22 protein-coding genes are annotated in these 18,958 nt (G+C 69.1%); 10 read left to right on the top strand and 12 right to left on the bottom strand.

Annotated elements, in window-relative coordinates; genetic code table 11:
* Positions 1–60 precede the first annotated feature (60 nt).
* Positions 61–213, top strand: coding sequence for a hypothetical protein (locus tag RMO01_RS15365; RefSeq protein WP_309629939.1), 153 nt, complete (start codon positions 61–63; stop codon positions 211–213).
* A gap of 8 nt (positions 214–221) precedes the next feature.
* On the opposite strand, the gene RMO01_RS15360 is transcribed toward RMO01_RS15365, so the two are convergent.
* Both RMO01_RS15360 and RMO01_RS15355 read right to left on the bottom strand, forming a co-directional pair.
* Positions 222–2,588 (bottom strand): ATP-binding protein, encoded by a 2,367-nt coding sequence (locus tag RMO01_RS15360; protein ID WP_309629938.1) that lies wholly within the window; start codon positions 2,586–2,588, stop codon positions 222–224.
* 192 nt (positions 2,589–2,780) lie between these two features.
* Entirely contained in the window at positions 2,781–3,353 is a 573-nt protein-coding gene (locus RMO01_RS15355) for a hypothetical protein (protein WP_309629937.1), read from the bottom strand.
* Positions 3,354–3,616: 263 nt separating this feature from the next.
* Between RMO01_RS15355 and RMO01_RS15350 the strand changes: the two genes are divergently transcribed.
* From RMO01_RS15350 to RMO01_RS15340, 3 genes are all read left to right on the top strand, one after another.
* The gene (locus RMO01_RS15350) at positions 3,617–4,033 is read left to right on the top strand and encodes a hypothetical protein (RefSeq protein WP_309629936.1); all 417 of its coding nucleotides are present in this window, start codon (positions 3,617–3,619) and stop codon (positions 4,031–4,033) included.
* Between the two features lie 190 nt (positions 4,034–4,223).
* Positions 4,224–5,717, top strand: coding sequence for an aldehyde dehydrogenase family protein (locus RMO01_RS15345; RefSeq protein ID WP_309629935.1), 1,494 nt, complete (start codon positions 4,224–4,226; stop codon positions 5,715–5,717).
* A gap of 353 nt (positions 5,718–6,070) precedes the next feature.
* Complete coding sequence (locus RMO01_RS15340; protein ID WP_309629934.1) at positions 6,071–7,027, top strand: aspartyl protease family protein; 957 nt, start codon at positions 6,071–6,073, stop codon at positions 7,025–7,027.
* Here the strand turns inward: RMO01_RS15340 and RMO01_RS15335 are convergent.
* The 6 genes from RMO01_RS15335 to RMO01_RS15310 form a co-directional block, all read right to left on the bottom strand.
* Entirely contained in the window at positions 7,012–8,274 is a 1,263-nt protein-coding gene (locus RMO01_RS15335; RefSeq protein ID WP_309629933.1) for a glutamate-5-semialdehyde dehydrogenase, read from the bottom strand. The genes RMO01_RS15340 and RMO01_RS15335 overlap by 16 nt on opposite strands.
* Complete coding sequence (gene proB / locus RMO01_RS15330; protein ID WP_409013090.1) at positions 8,271–9,425, bottom strand: glutamate 5-kinase; 1,155 nt, start codon at positions 9,423–9,425, stop codon at positions 8,271–8,273. The genes RMO01_RS15335 and proB overlap by 4 nt, the downstream gene beginning before the upstream one ends.
* A 57-nt stretch (positions 9,426–9,482) precedes the next feature.
* Entirely contained in the window at positions 9,483–10,334 is an 852-nt protein-coding gene (locus RMO01_RS15325; RefSeq protein WP_309629932.1) for a neutral zinc metallopeptidase, read from the bottom strand.
* Positions 10,335–10,412: 78 nt separating this feature from the next.
* Positions 10,413–10,778, bottom strand: a complete 366-nt coding sequence (locus RMO01_RS15320) for a hypothetical protein (protein ID WP_309629931.1) — start codon at positions 10,776–10,778, stop codon at positions 10,413–10,415.
* Between the two features lie 47 nt (positions 10,779–10,825).
* Entirely contained in the window at positions 10,826–11,476 is a 651-nt protein-coding gene (locus RMO01_RS15315; RefSeq protein ID WP_309629930.1) for a methyltransferase, read from the bottom strand.
* Positions 11,473–12,465, bottom strand: coding sequence for a fatty acid desaturase family protein (locus tag RMO01_RS15310; protein ID WP_309629929.1), 993 nt, complete (start codon positions 12,463–12,465; stop codon positions 11,473–11,475). The genes RMO01_RS15315 and RMO01_RS15310 overlap by 4 nt, the downstream gene beginning before the upstream one ends.
* A 104-nt stretch (positions 12,466–12,569) precedes the next feature.
* Here RMO01_RS15310 and RMO01_RS15305 point away from each other — a divergent pair, with 104 nt between their 5' ends.
* From RMO01_RS15305 to RMO01_RS15295, 3 genes are read left to right on the top strand one after another with little or no spacing between them, the layout of a single operon-like run.
* Positions 12,570–12,971: a hypothetical protein gene (locus RMO01_RS15305; protein ID WP_309629928.1), complete on the top strand. Its 402-nt coding sequence runs from the start codon at positions 12,570–12,572 to the stop codon at positions 12,969–12,971.
* A complete protein-coding gene (locus tag RMO01_RS15300) occupies positions 12,971–13,168 on the top strand; it encodes a helix-turn-helix transcriptional regulator (RefSeq protein ID WP_309629927.1) in 198 nt (65 codons plus the stop codon). The genes RMO01_RS15305 and RMO01_RS15300 overlap by 1 nt, the downstream gene beginning before the upstream one ends.
* Before the next feature lie 34 nt (positions 13,169–13,202).
* Positions 13,203–14,144: an alpha/beta hydrolase gene (locus RMO01_RS15295; RefSeq protein WP_309629926.1), complete on the top strand. Its 942-nt coding sequence runs from the start codon at positions 13,203–13,205 to the stop codon at positions 14,142–14,144.
* Positions 14,145–14,147: 3 nt separating this feature from the next.
* On the opposite strand, the gene RMO01_RS15290 is transcribed toward RMO01_RS15295, so the two are convergent.
* The 4 genes from RMO01_RS15290 to RMO01_RS15275 are packed head-to-tail and all read right to left on the bottom strand — an operon-like array spanning position 14,148 to position 16,935.
* Positions 14,148–14,984, bottom strand: a complete 837-nt coding sequence (locus RMO01_RS15290; protein WP_309629925.1) for a DUF3298 domain-containing protein — start codon at positions 14,982–14,984, stop codon at positions 14,148–14,150.
* A gap of 13 nt (positions 14,985–14,997) precedes the next feature.
* Positions 14,998–15,990 (bottom strand): UbiA family prenyltransferase, encoded by a 993-nt coding sequence (locus tag RMO01_RS15285; RefSeq protein WP_309629924.1) that lies wholly within the window; start codon positions 15,988–15,990, stop codon positions 14,998–15,000.
* A gap of 1 nt (position 15,991) precedes the next feature.
* Positions 15,992–16,453 (bottom strand): DMT family transporter, encoded by a 462-nt coding sequence (locus RMO01_RS15280; protein WP_309629923.1) that lies wholly within the window; start codon positions 16,451–16,453, stop codon positions 15,992–15,994.
* 11 nt (positions 16,454–16,464) lie between these two features.
* Positions 16,465–16,935 carry an NUDIX domain-containing protein gene (locus RMO01_RS15275; RefSeq protein WP_309629922.1) on the bottom strand — a complete coding sequence of 157 codons (471 nt, stop codon included), beginning with the start codon at positions 16,933–16,935 and terminating at the stop codon, positions 16,465–16,467.
* Between the two features lie 70 nt (positions 16,936–17,005).
* On the opposite strand from RMO01_RS15275, the gene RMO01_RS15270 reads away from it, so the two are divergent.
* From RMO01_RS15270 to arsB, 3 genes are read left to right on the top strand one after another with little or no spacing between them, the layout of a single operon-like run.
* Positions 17,006–17,341, top strand: a complete 336-nt coding sequence (locus tag RMO01_RS15270; RefSeq protein WP_309629921.1) for a metalloregulator ArsR/SmtB family transcription factor — start codon at positions 17,006–17,008, stop codon at positions 17,339–17,341.
* A gap of 6 nt (positions 17,342–17,347) precedes the next feature.
* Entirely contained in the window at positions 17,348–17,770 is a 423-nt protein-coding gene (gene arsC, locus RMO01_RS15265) for an arsenate reductase (glutaredoxin) (protein WP_309629920.1), read from the top strand.
* Positions 17,770–18,876: an ACR3 family arsenite efflux transporter gene (arsB, locus tag RMO01_RS15260; RefSeq protein ID WP_309629919.1), complete on the top strand. Its 1,107-nt coding sequence runs from the start codon at positions 17,770–17,772 to the stop codon at positions 18,874–18,876. The genes arsC and arsB overlap by 1 nt, the downstream gene beginning before the upstream one ends.
* Positions 18,877–18,958 lie beyond the last annotated feature (82 nt).

Below are 18,958 nucleotides of genomic sequence, written 5' to 3'. Positions count from 1 at the left end.
TCGGAGGTAGCTTTTCTGCAGAATTCATCGGAAAAGCCTGCGGAGAATCCGGGGGGATCGATGCAGCGTTTTCGAGTTCAGGAATGGTTCTGGCTCGGCGTGATCGCCGTGGCTCTGGCGATCATCGCCCTGGTGATCCTGGAGCCGTGGCTCCCGCTTCCGAGGCTCGATCCGACCGGAAAGTCGCTCGCGCTTTTCCGGGTCAAACCCTAGGTCAGAACCTAGGCGGCCCGGGCCTGTTCGACCGCCGCGCCGGGGCGTTTCATCGGGATGTCGAAGCTGACGGTGGTGCCGATCCCCGGCTCGCTCTCCATCAGCATCTGGCCCTGGTGCAACTCGATCAGGGCCTTGGTCAGGGACAGGCCGAGGCCGGTGCCTTGCGTCGTCTTGGAATGCTGTCCCTCGACCTGTTCGAAGGGCTGGGCCAGGCGGGCCAGGTCCTGGGCGGCGATGCCGATGCCCGTGTCGATGACCGCGATCCGCACCCGATCGCCGGACAGGGTCTCGAGCGACACGGTGATCTCGCCACCCTCCGGCGTGAACTTCACAGCGTTGGAGATCAGGTTCAGCATGACCTGTTTCAGCCCGCGATAATCGGCGTCGATCTCGGGCAGATTGGCCGCCTGCAGCGACAGGGTCAGACCCGAATCCTGCGCCTTGCCGCGCATCAGCCGGATGGCGTCCTCGCACACCTCGACCAGATCGACCGGCTCATAATGCAGCGTCATCTTGCCCGCCTCGATCTTGGCCATGTCGAGGATGTCGTTGATCAGGCTGAGCAGGTGCTGGCCGGACTTCAGGATGTCGGCGGCATAGCCCTTGTATCTGGCGTCGCCCAGAGGCCCGAACATCTCGCCGGCCATGATCTCCGAGAAGCCGTTGATGGCGTTCAGCGGGGTGCGCAGTTCGTGGGACATATTGGCCAGGAACTCGGACTTGGCCTGGTTCGCCGCCTCGGCCCGGGTCATGGCGATCTCATATTTCCGGGCCAGCAGGCTGAGCTTCTCCTGGCTGGTCTCCAGCTGGTCGACGGTGATGCGCAGACTGTCGGCGGCCCTCTGGCGCTCGAGCTCCTGACGGCGGATGGCCGTGACGTCGGCGGCGGTGACCACGGTGCCGCCGTCGCCGGTGAAGCGTTCGGACAGCTGCAGCACCCGGCCGTCGTGCAGTTCGACCTCGCGCGCGCCGGCGCGGCCTTCGGCGGAGGGGCGTTCCTCCTTGATGGCGAGCGCGGCGATGCGGTTGAGTTCGTCCTTCATCGCGCCCTTGCGCACCGCCTCGTCGGCGAAGCCGAAGGCGTCCTTGAAGGCCTGGTTCCACAGGATCAGGCGTCCATGCTTGTCGAACAGGACGAAGGCGTCCGACACGCTCTCGATGCCGTCCCGCAGACGATTCTCGGCCGCCTGGGCCTGGGCCTTGGCGCGGCGGGCCTCGGTGATGTCCAGGGCGACGCCCAGGATGATGCTGAAACCGTCCTCGCCCCGAACGCCTCGCGCCTGACCCCGGGCATCGATCCAGCGCGCGCCGCCGGTCGACAGCGGGACCGGGAAGGTCACCTCGAACGCGCCGAAGGTCGAAGCCTGACGCAGCGCGTGTTCGACCAGATCCCGATAGCGGGGATGAATCCGCTCCATCACAGCCTCCGCGCTCACTGAGCCCCCGGCGGGAAGGCCCAGCAGTTCGGCCATGAAGTCCGACACCACGACCTCGCCGGCGTTGAGGTCCCACTCCCAGACGCCGCAGCGCGCCGCCTCGACGGCGACGCGGAAGCGGTGCTCGGTCTCCTGCCAGGCCTTGGACGCACGCGCCTGTCGCCAGCGCTGCAACAGCGCCAGGCCGAGGACCAGGACGCCCAGCCCGAGAGGGGCGATCAGCAACCACAGGTCACTGATGATGGCCGCGGCGCCGGTCGTCTCCCGTCGCCAGGCGACAACCACCAGTCCGCTGCCGCCGACGGGCGAGGATGTCGCCTCGATGGCCTCGTCGGGGCGAGGGGCTCCGCGGACAGCGGCTTCGGTCGACGTCAGGGTCGCCAACTCGACGCCCAGTCTTTCTTTCAACGAGACGCCGGCGGCGCCCGCGATCAGGCCCTCGGTCGGCGACACGACCAGGGTGCGCAAGCCGGCCTCGTCCGCGACGGGAGTCAGCGCGACCAGACCCGGGGCCTGTGATGCGGTCGACAGGATGGCCCTGCGGTCCCGGGTCGCCCGGGGCGCGGCGGGATTTGCAGCAGCCGCCAACGGGCGGAACTCGGCGGCGCCGGCCCCGACTGCAGCGCTCGCGACGCCGGCGGCGTCCATCACGGCGAAGGCGCTGTCCGGCGCGGCGGCGCGCGCGGCCTCCAGCGCGTCCAGCGGGCGGCCCGGGTTGGTTCTCAGGCGCTGGCTGGCGACGTTCAGCCCCACCCCGGCCTTCGCCAGTTTGGCGTCCAGCAGGGCGGCGCCCAGGTCGGCGTCGCGCCGCAAGGCCTCGGCCTTCAGCACCGACGCCTCGCGTGCGGGCCGTGTGCTCTCGCGCGCAAACAGGACGACGTAGATCGCGAGGCCGAGCGTCAGGGCGAGCACCAGCACCCGACCCCACGCAGGCAAGCCTTCGGGACGGTCCTGTGACCGTCGTCCCGGCTGCTGAATGCGGCGATCGGCGCCCCGCAAATCTCTCTCCCGGACATGCTCGCGGCGTCCCGGCCGGGGCGGCTGGGTCAGGCGTTGGGCGATTCGACGACGCTTCGGAATCTAGGCTGCGTCGCGGAATCCTGTCGAGGTTTGGTTAACGAATCTCTCTTACGCGGCGTGTGCGCGTGGCGCGGGCGCAGAAGCCTCCGGGGCGGGGGCCAGAACTTCGGTCACGGACTTCAGGACCTCGCGCGCCTGACGGGCCAGGGCGAGGGTCTCGGGCGGCGCGTCGTCGGGGCTTTCGGCGACCGTATCGATCAGTTTCTGCGCCAGTTCCATCAGGCGCGGCGAGGCGGCGATCAGGCGCGCCTGGAACTCTATCCGCTGGGGATCGCGGTCATATTCCGCGCCGGGCACGCGCCAGCCGCCCCAGTCGGCCGGATCGGTGACCACGACGGGATAGGTGCCCGGATAGGGATGGTGCGGCACGTCCTCGGCCTGCTGCCACTTGTTGCGCGCACGCAGCAGACGCCAGTCGCCGACGTCGGCGCCCGCGTCGTCTTCGGCCGGCAGCATCAGTTCGGTCGCCTGGAACTCGCGTCCCAGACCGACGTCGTAGGTGACCTTGACCGGCTCCTCGAAACCCTTGGCCCAGACGGGCTGGACCTTTTCGATCTGGGCCCAGGCGCCGACGCACTCGACCCAGACCTTCTGGCCCTTCTGGAATTGCGCGCGCGCCATCGTGGTCCCTCGTCCGTTCCATCCCATCTTGCAGCGCGGGCCGTTGACGCCCGGTTTCGCAAGAGGGTGAAGCGGGGATGAAGACGCGACGACTTCGGCCCTGCGCAGGTCGAACCCACAGACCGACGCGAAAACGCACACAGCAAGCGTAGCCGTTCATCAACCTGTCGGTTTCACAACAACGGGCTCAGACGGGTGTCAGCTTCACCATGCTTTTCTTCTCCTCGCAGCCCACCCCCGGGCCGAGATGAAGGAAGAAGATCATGACGACCGCCCTGACGAAGAAAGCCCTGCTTTCTCTGCTGGCCGCGTCGGCGGTCGCGATCGCGACCCCGACGCTGGCCCAGGACTACGGCCGAGGCCACGGTGACCGTGGCGGCGGCTACGGCTACGGCCAGAACCACAACGGCGGCTACAATGGCGGCTGGAACGGCGGCGGCCTGAACGGCGACCAGGCCCGTCTGGCCCAACGCATCGATCGTGCCGCCTACAACGGCCGCATCAGTCGCCGCGAGGCCCAGAACCTGCGCTTCCAGCTGGAAGAGTACCAGCGTCTGGAGTGGCGCTATCGCCGCGACGGCCTGTCGAACTGGGAACGTCGCGACCTCCAGGACCGCCTGGACCGGATCTCTCGCAACCTGCGTGAGGAGCGCCGGGACCGCGACGGTCGCCGCTGGTAGGCGCTGAAAGCCTCCCTCTCCCGGTGGGAGAGGGAGATCGCGCACGGCGCCCCTCAGGGCGACGGTCTTGCGCGATCGGGTGAGGGTCGGATGTGTCCAACCTCCCGCCATCCGTCCTCCTGGCGGATCGCTCTGCTCTCCGAGCCTCAAGCCCTCTCCCGCCGGGAGAGGGTCTCGTCTATGAGGCGACATGACCGCAGCCCAGATCGCCCAAGCCATCCTGACCCGCCTCGGTGTGTCCGACGCCACCTTCGATCCCTCCGGGATGCCGACCCGTTCGCCCATCGACGGCTCGGCCGGAGCGCCCGTTCGCGTCGTTGACGCCGCAGCGACCGGGGCCGCCGTCGCCGCCGCGACGAGCGCCTTCGACGCCTGGCGTCGCATCCCCGCGCCGCGCCGGGGGGAGCTGGTCCGGCTGCTGGGCGAAGAGCTGCGCGTGGCCAAGGACGACCTCGCCATGCTGGTTACGCTCGAGGCCGGCAAGATCACCTCCGAGGGTTTGGGCGAGGTGCAGGAGATGATCGACATCTGCGACTTCGCCGTCGGCCTGTCGCGCCAGCTCTATGGCCTGACCCTGCCCAGCGAACGCCCCGGCCACCACATGCGCGAGACCTGGCAGCCCCTGGGACCGGTCGCGGTCATCTCGGCCTTCAACTTCCCGGTCGCCGTCTGGGCCTGGAACGCGGCGCTCGCACTCGTCTGCGGCGATCCGGTGATCTGGAAGCCGTCGGAGAAGACGCCCCTGACCGCGATCGCCACCCATGCCGTGATGCAGCGCGCCCTGGCCCGGTTCGGCGATGCGCCCGAAGGCCTGGTCCAGCTTCTGGTCGGCGGTCGCGACGTCGGGGAGGCCCTGGCCGCCGATCCGCGCGTGGCCCTGGTCTCCGCCACGGGCTCCACCCGGATGGGCAAGGCGGTCGCCACGACCGTCGCCGGGCGCCTCGGTCGCTCGCTGCTGGAGCTCGGCGGCAACAACGCCATGATCGTCACGCCGAGCGCCGACATGGACATGGCGGTGCGCGCCATCGCCTTCTCCGCCGTCGGCACCTGCGGCCAGCGCTGCACGACCCTGCGCCGCCTGCTGGTGCATCAGGATGTCGCCGAGGCTTTGATCGAACGACTGGCGAAAGCCTACGCCACCCTGCCGATCGGCGATCCGCGCGAGGACGGGGTTCTTGTCGGCCCTCTGATCGACGAAGACGCCGCGAAGGGCTTCGACCGCGCGCTCGGACAGGCGGTCGAGCAGGGCGGTCAGATCGTGGTCGGCGGAACCCGCGAGGGCGCCTATGTCCGGCCCGCCATCGTCCGCATGCCGGCCCAGAGCGCCGTCGTGCAGCACGAGACCTTCGCCCCCATCCTCTACGTCCTGACGTGGCGGATGTTCGACGAGGCCGTGGCGATGCAGAATGCGGTGCCGCAGGGGCTCTCGAGCTGCGTCTTCACCGACAGCGTGCGCGAGGCCGAGGCCTTTCTGTCGGCCTGGGGCTCGGACTGCGGCATCGCCAGCGTCAACATCGGCCCGTCGGGCGCCGAGATCGGCGGAGCCTTCGGCGGCGAGAAGGAGACCGGCGGCGGCCGCGAGTCCGGCTCCGATGCGTGGAAATCCTATATGCGTCGCCAGACCCAGACGGTGAACTTCTCCTCCGCCCTGCCCCTTGCCCAGGGCGTGCGCTTCGAGGTGTGAAGAACGTTCCCTCTCCCGGCGGGAGAGGGAAAACGCTTGATACCCATCATCACATCCCCGGATTCCGCCAACGATTCCAATGCGCGGTCCTGACGAGAGGCGTTTTGCCCATCACTCCCTGAAACGCCCCCATACTGACCCCTTTCGCGCGGAGGGGATCATCGTTGGCGAACGCTTCGAACGCATCGGACGCTTCGGACGGTGTTTTCGAAGTCCGGGCCGACCAGACTCTACGGACTATCCGGACTCTGAATTCCGGAGTCCCGTTGCGCTTCTTCCCCCAGGGACGCGGAAGGACGATTGCGACGCCGCCGCGCCTCGACAGCGCCGCATCCCATCCCCACTGTCAGGACATGAACCGCCGCGCCCTTCTGACCCGCGTCGCCCTTGTCGCCGCCGGTCTCGGCGGGGCGTGGTGGCTGAGGGACCATGTGCTGTGGCGCGATCCCGGCGTCGTTTTCGGCCCGGAGGGATCAAGCGGCTGGCTGCCCTATGACGAACGGCGCGCCTCGGTGCCCACCGTGCGGGTCACCGTCGCCGGCCGGCCGGTGCGCGCCCTGGTCGATTCCGGGGCCCAGTATTCCGTCATCGATCGCGCGCTGTTCCAGAGCCTGGGCCTGACCCAGGCGTTCGACATCCCGCTGGTCGCCTATGGGGTCGGCGGCGGAGCCCAGATGGGACGCGGCGTCACCCTGGACGTCACGGTCGGCGGTCTGCGGATCGAGGCCCTGCGCGCCGCCATCCTGTCGCTGGGACCGCTGGCCGTGGGCGAGGGGCTTTCGGCGCCGCTGATCCTCGGACAGGATCTGCTCGGCGAGACGGTGCTGGAGCTGGACACGGAGGAACGCCGCATGCGCTTCCTGCCGCGCGAGGGGCATGTCCTTCCCACGGACGTCGCCGCCATCTCCGTTTCGAAGACGCACGGCGCCCTCACGACCGAGGTCACAGTCGAGGGCGCGACGATCCAGGCGGTGGTCGACACGGGCGCCTCGGCCTTGCTGGCCCTGTCGCGCGAGGCGGCGGAGGGGGCGGGCCTGCTGGACGGTCGACCGTCGCAGAGGGGGGCCAGCATCGTGTTCGGAGGGTCGATCGACTCGCAGATCGTCCGGTCACGAACGATCACCATCGGGGACCAGCTCTATCGCGACGCCGCCACGCCCATCTACGCCGACGTCCCCCTGCCGGGCTTCCCGGCGGCTCTCGTCGGCATGGAGGCCTTCGCGGGGCGTCGCATGGTGCTCGACCTCGGCGGTGGCCGACTACACGCCTCGCGGCCGCTGGATCTGACCATTGGTCAGGGTCGGGTCTGACCGCTCCCGCGCACGACGTATTTGTAGCTGGTCAGCTGCTCCGCGCCGACCGGCCCGCGCGCATGCAGGCGCGAGGTCGAGATGCCGATCTCCCCGCCGAAGCCGAACTCTCCCCCGTCCGCGAACTGGGTCGAGGCGTTCCACAGCACGATGGCGCTGTCGACGCGGTTGAGGAAGTCCGCCGCCGCCGTTTCGTCCGCCGCCACGATGGCGTCGGTATGCCCCGAGCCGTGGTCCCGGATATGCTCCACCGCCGCGTCCAGCCCGTCGACGATCTTCACCGCCAGAACCGGCGCCAGGAACTCGTGGCCCCAGTCGTCGTCCGTCGCGGCGCGCATCGCCGGGACGAGGGCCTTCGCCTCCGCATCTCCGCGCAGTTCGCAGCCTGCAGCGATCAGCGCCTTCGCCACCGGGGGCAACAGCCGGTCCGCGCCCGCCCGGTCCACCAGCAAGGTCTCCGTCGATCCGCACACGGACACGCGCCGCATCTTGGCGTTCACGACCACGTCCCGCGCCATTCCGACCTCGGCCGAGGCGTGCAGATAGGTGTGGTTGATCCCTTCCAGGTGGCCCAGCACCGGAACGCGCGCTTCGGCCTGAACCCGGGCGACCAGACTCTTGCCGCCGCGCGGGATCAGAAGGTCGATGGCTCCCTCCAACCCGGTCAGCAGCGCCCCGACCGCCGCCCGATCCGGCGTGTCGACCAGCTGCACCGCATCCTCCCGCAGACCCGCCGCCGCCAGTCCCTCGATCACGGCCGCATGGATGGCCAGCGAACTGTCGAGGCAATCCGATCCGCAGCGAAGGATGGCGACATTGCCCGAGCGGATGCACAGGGCCGCCGCATCGGCGGTCACATTGGGCCGGCTCTCATAGATGATGGCCAGGACCCCGATCGGTGTCCGCACCCGGGCGAAATCGAGCCCGTTCGGCCGGGTCCAGCGGGCGGTCTCGACGCCCAGCGGATCGGGAAAGGCCGAAACCTCGTCCACCGCCGCCGCCATGGCCTCGATACGCGCCGGGTCCAGGGCCAGCCGGTCGATCTGGGCCTCCGCAATGCCGTTCGTCCGGGCCCGGTCGATGTCGCGTGCGTTGGCCTCAAGGATCGCATCGGCACGTGCTCGAAGCGCCGCCGCCATAGCCGTCAAAGCTGCGGATCGGACCCCGGCCGGGGCGAGGCGCACGGCGTCCGCCGCCGCCCGAGCGCGCCGTCCGCGCTCCAGCATCGTGGCCTGAACGTTGCTCATCCGTGCAGCACCAGGTCGTCGCGATGAATGGCCACGCCCGGTCCCTTGTAGCCGACCAGCGCCTCGATCTCGCCCGAGTGGCGGCCCCGGATCTTGTCCATCTCGTCGGCGGCATAGGCGGCGAGCCCGAGCCCCAGCACCCCGCCGTCGGCGCCGATGACGCGCACGCAGTCGCCCCGGTCGAACCGGCCGTCGACCCGCTTCACGCCCGACGCCAGCAGGCTGCGGCCGCCTGCGAGCGCCTGCGCAGCCCCGTTGTCCACGGCCAGCGATCCCGCGGGCTCGAGGCTGCCCGCGATCCAGGACTTGTAGGCCTGCAGGGGCGTGGCTGGCGCGGTGATCAGGCTGGCTCGAGCGCCGGCGGCCACCGCGCTCAACGGCCGCGCCTCCAGCCCCGAGACGATCAGCGTGGCGCACCCCGCGGAGCGCGCGATCCGCGCCGCCTCCAGCTTGGTCGCCATGCCGCCGGTGCCCAAGGCGGCTTCCGCATTGGCCCCGCCGGCCATGGCCAGCACCTCCGGCCCGAGGCTCTCGATCAGCGGCAGGTGCTGGGCCGCCGGGTCGCGGCGGGGATCGGCCGTGTACAGACCATCGACGTCCGACAGCAGGATCAGCAGATCCGCCCGCACCAGCTGCGCCGTCCGCGCCGCCAGCCGGTCGTTGTCGCCGTAGCGGATTTCCTCGGTCGCGACGGTGTCGTTCTCGTTGACCACGGGCACCACGCCGAGCTTGAGCAGGGCCTCCAGCGTGGCCCGGGCGTTGAGCCAGCGCCGGCGTCGTTCGGTATCGTCCCGCGTCAGCAGCACCTGTCCGGGCGTCAGGCCCGCGCCCGCCAGCGCCGCCTCCCAGGCTTGCATCAGCAAGGATTGTCCGACCGCGGCGGCGGCCTGTTTCTCGTCCAGCCGGGCGTTCTTTTCCAGCCCCAGCCGCCCACGCCCCAGGGCCACGGCGCCCGAGGACACGACCACCACCTGCCGTCCCTGCGCCCGCAAGGCTGCGATGTCGGCGGCCAGCCCGGCCAGCCACACAGTCGCCGGGGCCTTCTGGTCCACCACAAGCGACGACCCGACCTTGACCACGATCCGTCGCGCCGCGCGCAGACTGGCGGCGGGCGAGGCGACTTCAGGCGTGGTCGGGGCAGGGGCGGTCACGGCGCGACCATGCCGCGCCGTGTGCGATGCAACAAGCCGCTTAAAGCCCTTGCCTCCCTATAGCCCCTGGAAGGTGTCGCAGCTCGCCGGGTCGCCGGTCTGATAGCCGCGTTGCAGCCATTCCATCCGCTGGGCCGACGACCCGTGGGTGAAGCTTTCCGGGCTGACCTGGCCGCCCGAGCGACGTTGCAGGGCGTCGTCCCCGATCGCTGAGGCGGTGCGCAGCCCCTCTTCGAGGTCGCCTTGTTCGACCGCGACCTCCCCGCCGGATACCGAGGCGGCGTTGGCGGCCCAGACCCCGGCGTAGCAGTCGGCCTGAAGCTCCAGCGCCACGGAATAGCGGTTGCCCTCGGCCTCGGACGAGGCGCTCTGCTGCGCGCGTTGCACCTGTTCCGACGCCCCGGTCAGGGTCTGGACGTGGTGACCGATTTCATGAGCCAGGACATAGGCGCGGGCGAAGTCGGCTCCGGAGGCCCCGAGTTGGGTCTCCATCTCCTGCCAGAAGCTGAGGTCCAGATAGACCTGACGATCGGACGGGCAGTAGAAGGGCCCCATCGCCGACTGGCCGAAACCGCAGCCCGTCTGGGTGCCCTGGGTGTAGAGGACGATGTTGTCCGGCGCCCGATAGCCCTCGAGCTTGGTCGCCCAGACGTCGTTGATGTTCTTGCCGACGATGTCGACGAACATACCCGCCTGATCCTCGGGCGTGCCTTGCACTCCCTCTTGCGAGGCTCCCGCCTGTCCGAACTGGCTGGCCACCTGCTGGGTGGTCGAGGGATCGATGCCGAAGACGAAATAGCCGATCGCCGCCAGGACGAGGACTCCGATGCCCCCGCCCGCGGCCGCGCCGCCGCCCATGCCGCGGCGATCCTCGATCCCGCCGCCTCGCTGTCCGCCCTGCCAACGCATCGTCGCCTCCCAAATGTCCCGCTCAAGCTAGGCCGGAACGCAGGGAGAGGGGAAGGGATGCAATCGTCAGTGCGGGCCTTAGCGTGGAGAGCGCGCCAGCCACTCTTCGATCTGGCCCACGCCGGATGTCACGGCTTCCCGGCGCGCCGTCGTCGCCTCGCGCGCCCGGCGCCGGGCGTCGGGAGAGGCCGGAACATCGACGAGCGGCACATAGGGCTCCGGCTGCCGCTGTGCGCGGATTTCCATCTCGGCCAGGCGGGCGTTCAGCTGCTGCTGGCGCGCATAGGCGGCCTGCTGTTCGGACTGCAGCCGCTGGGTCTCCATGCGGGAACGCAGCCGATCAGCCATCGGGTCGCCGATATAGGGCTGGCCCGGCGCATAGGTCTGGGCCGAGGCCGTCCCGGCGCACAGGACGGACAGCAGGATCAGGACGGCGGCTTTCATGCCCGGAAGATGGGGCCGGACGCCGGTCGGGCCAAGCGTGGCCGCGATCAATCCAGCGAGAAGACCGAACTGCGCTTGACGGCGAAATCCTCGAGTTCGCGCGTCGTCGGCACCTGGTACTCGGCCAGATGGGTCAGGCCTTCGGTGCGGAAATAGGTCCGGTGCGGGTCGCCGATGAAGACCTGCGATCCCTGCGCCCGCGCCTGTTTCAGCCAGGCCATGACCCGGTCGGTCATCGGCTTTTCGTAGCAGACATCGCCGGCGCAGATGATGTCGACCTCGGGCGGGGCGACGTAGAGCAGATTGGCGTCTGTAAAGGACAGGCTCACCCCGTTGGCCCCGGCGTTCAGCCTCACCGCCGCCTCGCAGAAGGGATCGATGTCGGCGGCAAGGACGCTGGCCGCACCCGCCTTCATCGCCGCGACCCCGACCAGCCCCGAGCCCGTGGCGAAATCGACGACGGTCTTGCCTGTGAAGGTCTGCGGGTTGTCCAGCACCCAGCGGGCCAGCCCCTGTCCGCCCGACCAGGCGAAGGCCCAGAACGGCGGCGGCAGGCCCAGTTCGCCCAGTTCCTCTTCCGTCAGCTTCCAGATCGGGGTGATCTCGTCGGCCAGCCACAGGGAGATCTCCGGCGCATGCGGCACCGCCTGCAGCCGGGTATTGGCCAGGATGAAGGCGGCGGGATCAGTGATGGTCACGCGGGCTCAGTGACCCGCCCGGATGCGGCCTGCCGCAGCACGCTGACATAGCCCGGCGCCACCTCCATCCGTGCGCCCGGCCCCGTCGCCCGGACCGCCTTGTGCAGGCGCGGCAGGTTCCAGCAGGCGACGTGCATGAACAGGTGGTGCTCGGCGTGGAAATTGACCCAGTAGGGGGCGATCAGGGCGCGCTCCCACCAGCTGGCGCGGGTCGTCCGGGCGGCGCGGAAGGGGTCGGCGGCGGAGCCCTCGACGCAGGCGTGCTCGGCGATGTTGCGCAGGCGCGTGACCAGCGGGAACCAGGTCGCCATGGGCAGGAGCCAAAGGGCGAACCAGGCCCACCAGAGGCCGGCGAGGCCGAAGGCCAGCAGCATGGCGGCGTTGACCAGCAGGAAGGGCGCGATTGAGCGACCGGTGACGATGGCGTCATAGTCGTGCGCCTCTCCGCCCGCCGACCGTTTCCGCAGCACCGCCAGAGGCAGCAGGACGCGCTGCTTGAAGAAGGTCTGGCCGGTCAGGTCGCGGATCATCTTGCGCCGCAGTGAGGCGCCGGACACAGGGAAGGGCGCCGACAGGACCAGATCGGGGTCCTCCGGCTGCTGGGCGAAGCGGTGATGCGACAGGTGATAGGGGCGATAGGCATCCAATGACGCGCCGATGGGCGTGGCGCACAGCCAGTGGCCGAGGAAGTCATTGAGCTTGAGATTCTTCGCCAGCGCCCCGTGCGCCGCCTCGTGCATCAGGATGGCGAGACCCAGCTGGCGCGTGCCGATGATCATCACGCAGAGCGGGATCAGGATCGGCTGCCAGACCCCCGCCGCGACCACGAGTGCGATGACGCCCCAGCAATGGACGACGAGCAGAGGCCCCTTCCACGCCGAACGCGCCTGGAACGGCGCCCAGTCGTCGGGCGCAAAGACTTCGGCGGGCGATATGCGCGGGGCTGCGGGCATGGCGCCGACGATAGGCCCCGCAAGAGGATACTCCAAGCCCGAACGCCTTGGGGCAGCGCCGACAAAAATCCGAAAAGTCATGTTGACCTGACAAAACCGCCATGTCATGTAAGCCTTACATTCAGTCAGGAGAACACGACATGACCACCTGGAGCCAGGGCACCGAAGCGGACCGCAAATACGTCATCCGCACGATGGCCTTCACCATCCCCTATGTCGCCGTGAACATGGCCGCCATCTTCGGGGCCTTCGACGAAATCATCGGCAAGCCGGCGGCCTGGGGGCTGGCCGCAGCGGTTGCCGCCCCGGTAGTCGGATGGATCTGGTCGATCCTGATCCTGATGCGGGATTCCGACGAATTCATGCGCGCCGTGCTGGCCAAGCGGTTCATCGTCTCGGCAGGCGCGGCCATGGCCATCGCCAGTTTCTGGGGCTTCGCCGAGAGCTACGCCAATGCGCCACATCTGCCCAACTGGTTGATCTTCCCGCTGTTCTGGGCCTGCTTCGGCATCGTCACCCCCTTCATCCGGACCTCGCACTGATGAAGAACCGTCTGAAACTCCTGCGCGCTGAGCGCAGCTGGACACAGGAACAACTGGGTCAGGCGCTGGGGGTCTCCCGCCAGGCGGTCAACGCCCTGGAGACCGAGAAACACGACCCTTCGCTGGACCTCGCCTATCGCATCGCCGCCCTGTTCGAGCGGCCGGTGGAAGACGTCTTCGAAAACCCGCACGCCTGACGGTTCGTCAGGATAACCTTACAAGGACATCACCATGCTGAATCTCCGTCCCTTCGCCGGGCGCTCGACCCTGCGCGCCTTCTTCCTGGCCTCCGCGACAGCCCTGGCCGTCGGCGGCGCCGTCTTCGCGAGCCAGGCCCTCGCCGAACCGGCGGCCGCGATCCAGACGGCGCCCTTCGCCTCCGACCGGCTGTCGGTCGAGGTGATCGGATCCGGCCCCGACGTCATCCTGATCCCCGGCCTGGCCTCCTCGCGCGAGGTCTGGCGACCGCTAGCGACGCGTCTCGCCGCCACCCATCGGGTGCATCTGGTCCAACTGGCGGGCTTCGCCGGCGAGCCCTGGAGCCACGGCGACGGCCCGTTCGTCGCGCCTGAGGTCGAGGAACTGGCTCGCTATGTCGCCGAAGCGGGTCTCGATAAGCCCGCCGTCATCGGCCACTCCATGGGTGGGCTCAGCGCCCTGCTGCTGGCCCAGACACACCCGGATCGCTTGGGCCGGCTGATGATCGTCGACGCCCTGCCGTTCTACAGCGCCATGTTCGGCCCGGCCGTCACCGCCGATCAGGCGCGCCCGTTCGCGGCCCAGGCGTCGGCGATGATCCTCGGCGCTGATGAAGCCGCCTTCCGCGCGCAGCAGGGACAGATGGCGGCCGGTCTCGCCCGCGATCCGGCCATGCGTGAGGCCATGGTCGACTGGTCGATGACCAGCGACCGTCGGGCCTTCGCCGCCGCCATGCGTGACGTCATGACCACCGACGCGCGGCCAGGTCTGGCCGGGATGACGACGCCGGTGACAGCCCTCTACGCGACTGACCCCGAAGGCGGTCCGCCTCCCGCGATGGCTCAGGCCCTTTGGGAGCGGGAGTATGCGCCGCTGCCGGGGGTGAGGCTGATCCGCGTCGACGCCAGCCGTCACTTCATCATGGCCGACCAGCCGGCGCGCTTCGACGAACTGGTCGATGAGTTCCTGAGGTAGGTTTCAGGCGCCGGCGTGCTCAGGCTTGGGCTCGCCGGCGAACTCGTCGGCGTAGGCGGGGGCCAGCAGGGACCGGAAGGCGCTCTGCGGCACCGTGACCTCGTAGGAGCCCTCGACATAGGGGCCGACAAGATAAGGTCCGATCAGGAAGACCAGACCGCCGGCCTTGCCGGGCCGGGTCCCCTGCGCCAGCACGAACGGCACCAAGGCGGCACGGGGGCATTTCCACATGTCGCTCCCGGTCAGGGAGACAGTCTCGGCCTGCGGGTCGCGCTTCTTCTTCTCGGCGTTAATGGCGGCGCACAGGGCGATGTCCAGGGCAGACAGGTCCCCTGTCCTGGTGAACAGGTCCGCCGCCGCCACTTCGCGCTTCAGCGCCTTGTCCCACAGGATCGCGGCGAAGGAGGAGTTGGGGTGCGCCCCTCCGGTGTATTCGGAATCCGTGCGGACCAGGCTGAACAGCTTTCCGGTCTCGGCGCCGGGCGTGATCTCGATCGATTTGTCGTAAGCGCCCAGGCCCTCGTCGCCGCCGGCCTCGGTGCGGTCGGCCTGGGCTCCTTCCGAGAACTCGCGCAGGTCGCGGACGGCGGCCGCGTAGAGGCGGGCGTGAAGGTCCGGCTGGGCCTTGATCGCGACCGGAAGGGTCAGGCTGACCTCGGCGAAGGCCGTCTTGGACTCGAAGGCCATGGGGGCGGCGGCGTCGGCGGGGGTGACCACTGCGCCGGTTCCGGCGGACGCGGCCGGGGGCGGGGTCGTCTCGTCCGCCTTGTCGCGGTTGCAGCCCGCCAGGGTCGCGGCGACGGCAAGGCTCAGGACAGTGAGGCGAAACGGCATAGTCATGGCGATCTCCGGACTAGAACGGCAGTGATACAGCGCCGAGGGCGATGGCCGCCAGCAGGATCAGCCCCGCTTCCCGGTTCGATTTGAACAGTTTCAGCGCCAGGGCTCCGTCGGCGGGCTTCAGGGCGCGCACCTGCCAGGCGAGATGCGCGGCGGAGGCGCCCAGTCCGACGTAGAAGATCGCGCCGAGGCCCGCCATGGTCCCCGCCAGTCCCGCCGAGATGACCGCAGCTCCATAGAAGGCCCCGACGCCGCGTTTGACGCCCTGGCCCAACCGCCGCGCCGAGGACTTCACCCCGACCATGGCGTCGTCCTCGATGTCCTGCAGCGCGTAGATGGTGTCGTAGCCGAGGGTCCAGAATACGCCGCCGAGGTAGAGAAGGACGGCTGCGATGGTCAGACGGCCGATTGGCAGGCCGAAATCGACCATGCCGATCGTGGGATACTGACCCCAAGCCAGCAGGGTCGTCGTCGCGGCTGCATAGCCCATCAGAGCTCCCCAGTTGAACGTCAGACCCAGCCACGCCTGCGGCCACCACGTGATCCGCTTCATGAAGGGATAGGCCGCGACCAGCGCCAGCGACCCCACACCCAGAAGAATTGCGGTCAGGTTCAACGTCAGCAGGATCGTCAGGCTGACAAGGCTGCATCCAACGACGAAGGCCCAGGCCTGTTTCACGCTGATCCGGCCGGAGGGTATCGGCCGTGCGGCCGTCCGCGCCACCTTCGCGTCGATGTCCCGGTCGATGATGTCGTTGAACGCGCAGCCGGCCGCCCGCATCAGGCACGCCCCCATGGCGAAGCCGACGAACAGCCACAGGTCATGGAGGTCCGGCGTTGTCCGGGACTGCGCAAGGGCCAGGGTGATCCCCTGCCAGCCCGGAAGGAGCAGCAGCCAGATTCCGATGGGCCGGTCGAACCGACCCAGTTTGAGCCAGGGCTTCAGGCCTTCGGGCGCGCGGGCGTCGACCCAGTTGCGGCCGGCGTCGGGAAGCGGCGCCGACACCTCAGCTCCGGCGCACGAGGATGACGCCGGCGATGACCAGGGCCACGCCCACTATGCGGCCCAGATTGACCGGCGCGCGGGGCACGCCGAACGCGCCGAAATGGTCGAGCAGCAGGCTGATGATCAGCTGACCCGCCACCATCAGGGTGATGGTCATGGCCACGCCCAGCCGGGGCACGGCCCAGGTCGCCGCGACGACGAAGATCGCGCCGTAGAGCCCTCCGACCCAGGCGTACCAGGGCAGCCCCTTGGCCGCCGTGATATCCGGCCGCGCGTGCAGGACGGCCGCGAGAATGCCCAGCGCCGCCGTACCCACGGCGAACGATACGAAGGCGGCGTTAACCGGGCCGGCCACGGCCGTCGCCAGCCGGGCGTTCGTCGGCGCCTGCAGGGCCGTGGCCCCGCCGGCGAGGACGACGGCCAGCATGGCCAGGAGGGGGGCGATCCCGGGTGCGAAGTTCATACGCCCAGCCTCTACCAGCGCGGATCGACCGGCGCACCGCCGAACATTTCTGCGAGCCGCGACCGCGTCGACCGGTGCGAGTCCTCGGGCAGGGCGGCGGGATCGAACCAGCTCGTCTCGGCGATCTCGCCGTGATGAGTCAGCTCGCCGGCCTCGAAGGCGTCGAAGCGATAGACCAGCACATGGTCGCCCTTGAAGAACCGCTCGTTGGAATGAACCGAAACCAGCCGGCCGGGCGAGGTGGCCCTCAGCCCCGTCTCCTCGAACAACTCCCGCGCGGCGGCGTCGACGGTGGTCTCGCCGCGATCCACCCCGCCGCCCGGCAGCCACCAGCCGGCCAGATACGTGTGCTTGACCAGCATCACCCGACCCTCGGCATCGACCGCAACCGACCGCACGCCGAGCGTCATGCCGCGCTGCAGCCGTGACCAGGTAAAGAAGAGCGGCCGGGTGAAGGGCTCGATTCGGACGCGCCAGGACATGGCCGCACGCTGCCAGACTTCCGGCCGGTTCCCAACTTGATCTCAATAACAGTTCGATTATGCTGGAATTATGGAATCCGAAGAGGCTCTGCTCGCTCTCGCGGCCCTGGCACAGGCGACCCGGCTGGATGTCGTCCGCTGCCTGGTGCGTAGCGCGCCGGACGGGATCGCCGCCGGGGCCCTGGCCGAGCGACTGGCCGTGCCGGCCAACACCCTGTCGTCCCACCTGAATATTCTGGCCCACGCGGGTCTGGTCCGGTCCGAGCGAACCGGACGCTCGATCGTCTACCGCGCGTCGCTGGACCGGCTGCGCGGCCTGATCCTGTTCCTGCTCGAAGACTGCTGCGCGGGTCGAAGCGACCTGTGCGACCCCCTCCTGGCCGAACTGGCCGTCTGCCGCGCCTGAGGCCCCATGGACGTCGTCATCTATCACAACCCCGGCTGCGGGACGTCGCGCAACACCCTGGCCCTGATCCGCCATCTCGGACTGGAGCCGCACGTCGTCGAATATCTGAAGACGCCGCCCAGCCGCACCCTTGTCGCGCAGTTGGCGGCCCGCACCGGCCAGCCCCTGCGGGCGCTGCTGCGAGAGAAGGGCGCGCCCTTCGGCGAGCTGGGGCTGGACAACCCCGATCTCACGGACGACGAGTTGCTGGACGCCATCGAGGCGCATCCGATCCTGCTGAATCGCCCGATCGTGGCCACCCCGCGCGGGGTGAAACTGTGCCGCCCGTCGGAGGTCGTTCTGGACCTGCTGCCCGAGGACGGTCTGAAGCCCTTCGTCAAGGAGGACGGCGAGGTCGTCATCGACGAGACCGGACGTCGGGTCCGCTGATGGTCCACACCCCTGTGACCAGCCCCGCCCCGCCCCGGCGTCTGTCCTTTCTGGACCGGTGGCTGACGCTGTGGATTTTCGCAGCCATGGCGGTGGGGGTGTTACTGGGCAGCGTCGTGCCCGGCCTTCCGGCCTGGCTGGACAGCGTGTCGGTTGGGACCACCAATATTCCCATCGCCATCGGCCTGATCCTGATGATGTTCCCGCCCCTGGCCCGGGTGAAGTACGAGGAACTGCCCCGCGTCTTCTCCGACAAACGGGTGCTGGCCCTCTCGCTGTTCCAGAACTGGGTGCTGGGGCCGGTTCTGATGTTCATTCTGGCGGTGGTCTTCCTGCGCGACCAGCCGGAGTACATGACCGGGGTCATCCTGATCGGCCTGGCCCGCTGCATCGCCATGGTCCTGGTCTGGAACCAGCTGGCTCGGGGCGACAACCAGTATGTGGCCGGACTGGTGGCCTTCAACTCGATCTTCCAGATCGTCTTCTTCAGCGCCTACGCCTGGTTCTTCCTCGCCTTCCTGCCTCCGCTGCTGGGCCTTGAAAGCAGGGTGGTGGACATCAGCGTCTGGACCATCGCCATGGCGGTGCTGGTCTATCTGGGCCTGCCCTTCCTCGCCGGCTACCTGACTCGACGGACCCTGATCGCCCGCAAGGGGGCCGACTGGTACGAGACCCGATTCCTGCCGCGCATCGGGCCGGTCACCCTCATTGCCCTGCTGTTCACCATCGTCGCCATGTTCAGCCTGAAGGGCGGGGAGGTGGTCGCCCTGCCGCTGGATGCGCTGCGCATCGCCGTTCCCGTGACGATCTATTTTCTGGTCATGTTCGTGGTCAGCTTCCTGATGGGCCGGTTGATCGAGGCGGACTATTCGCGCACCACGGCCCTGGCCTTCACCGCCGCCTCCAACAACTTCGAACTGGCCATCGCCGTCGCCATCGCCGCCTTCGGCCTGGCCAGCCCCGTCGCCTTCGCCGCCGTCATCGGGCCGCTGGTGGAGGTGCCGGTGCTGATCCTGCTGGTGTGGGTCGCCCTGTGGCTGGGGCGACGCTATTTCCCGGCGACCGCCCCCGATAGCGCCACAGTTCCGGAAGACATTAGAGGCTGACGCGCGAACCTGCCTACACGCGCCTTGAACCGTCACCTGTCCCGCTCTATTCCGGCGTCATAATCAGGAGCTTCCCATGCTG

Source organism: Brevundimonas sp., from assembly GCF_031412435.1.
Classification (GTDB): Bacteria; Pseudomonadota; Alphaproteobacteria; order Caulobacterales; family Caulobacteraceae; genus Brevundimonas.
This window is presented reverse-complemented; position numbering and strand designations above follow the sequence as displayed.

Excerpts from the sequence above, each read along its gene's own strand:
- RMO01_RS15365 (WP_309629939.1), top strand. The coding sequence starts at position 61 with ATGCAGCGTTTTCGAGTTCAGGAATGGTTCTGGCTCGGCGTGATCGCC.
- RMO01_RS15355 (WP_309629937.1), bottom strand. The coding sequence starts at position 3,353 with ATGGCGCGCGCGCAATTCCAGAAGGGCCAGAAGGTCTGGGTCGAGTGC.
- RMO01_RS15350 (WP_309629936.1), top strand. The coding sequence starts at position 3,617 with ATGACGACCGCCCTGACGAAGAAAGCCCTGCTTTCTCTGCTGGCCGCG.
- RMO01_RS15345 (WP_309629935.1), top strand. The coding sequence starts at position 4,224 with ATGACCGCAGCCCAGATCGCCCAAGCCATCCTGACCCGCCTCGGTGTG.
- RMO01_RS15340 (WP_309629934.1), top strand. The coding sequence starts at position 6,071 with ATGAACCGCCGCGCCCTTCTGACCCGCGTCGCCCTTGTCGCCGCCGGT.
- RMO01_RS15335 (WP_309629933.1), bottom strand. The coding sequence starts at position 8,274 with ATGAGCAACGTTCAGGCCACGATGCTGGAGCGCGGACGGCGCGCTCGG.
- RMO01_RS15325 (WP_309629932.1), bottom strand. The coding sequence starts at position 10,334 with ATGCGTTGGCAGGGCGGACAGCGAGGCGGCGGGATCGAGGATCGCCGC.
- RMO01_RS15320 (WP_309629931.1), bottom strand. The coding sequence starts at position 10,778 with ATGAAAGCCGCCGTCCTGATCCTGCTGTCCGTCCTGTGCGCCGGGACG.
- RMO01_RS15305 (WP_309629928.1), top strand. The coding sequence starts at position 12,570 with ATGACCACCTGGAGCCAGGGCACCGAAGCGGACCGCAAATACGTCATC.
- RMO01_RS15300 (WP_309629927.1), top strand. The coding sequence starts at position 12,971 with ATGAAGAACCGTCTGAAACTCCTGCGCGCTGAGCGCAGCTGGACACAG.
- RMO01_RS15295 (WP_309629926.1), top strand. The coding sequence starts at position 13,203 with ATGCTGAATCTCCGTCCCTTCGCCGGGCGCTCGACCCTGCGCGCCTTC.
- RMO01_RS15290 (WP_309629925.1), bottom strand. The coding sequence starts at position 14,984 with ATGACTATGCCGTTTCGCCTCACTGTCCTGAGCCTTGCCGTCGCCGCG.
- RMO01_RS15280 (WP_309629923.1), bottom strand. The coding sequence starts at position 16,453 with ATGAACTTCGCACCCGGGATCGCCCCCCTCCTGGCCATGCTGGCCGTC.
- RMO01_RS15275 (WP_309629922.1), bottom strand. The coding sequence starts at position 16,935 with ATGTCCTGGCGCGTCCGAATCGAGCCCTTCACCCGGCCGCTCTTCTTT.
- RMO01_RS15270 (WP_309629921.1), top strand. The coding sequence starts at position 17,006 with ATGGAATCCGAAGAGGCTCTGCTCGCTCTCGCGGCCCTGGCACAGGCG.
- arsC (WP_309629920.1), top strand. The coding sequence starts at position 17,348 with ATGGACGTCGTCATCTATCACAACCCCGGCTGCGGGACGTCGCGCAAC.
- arsB (WP_309629919.1), top strand. The coding sequence starts at position 17,770 with ATGGTCCACACCCCTGTGACCAGCCCCGCCCCGCCCCGGCGTCTGTCC.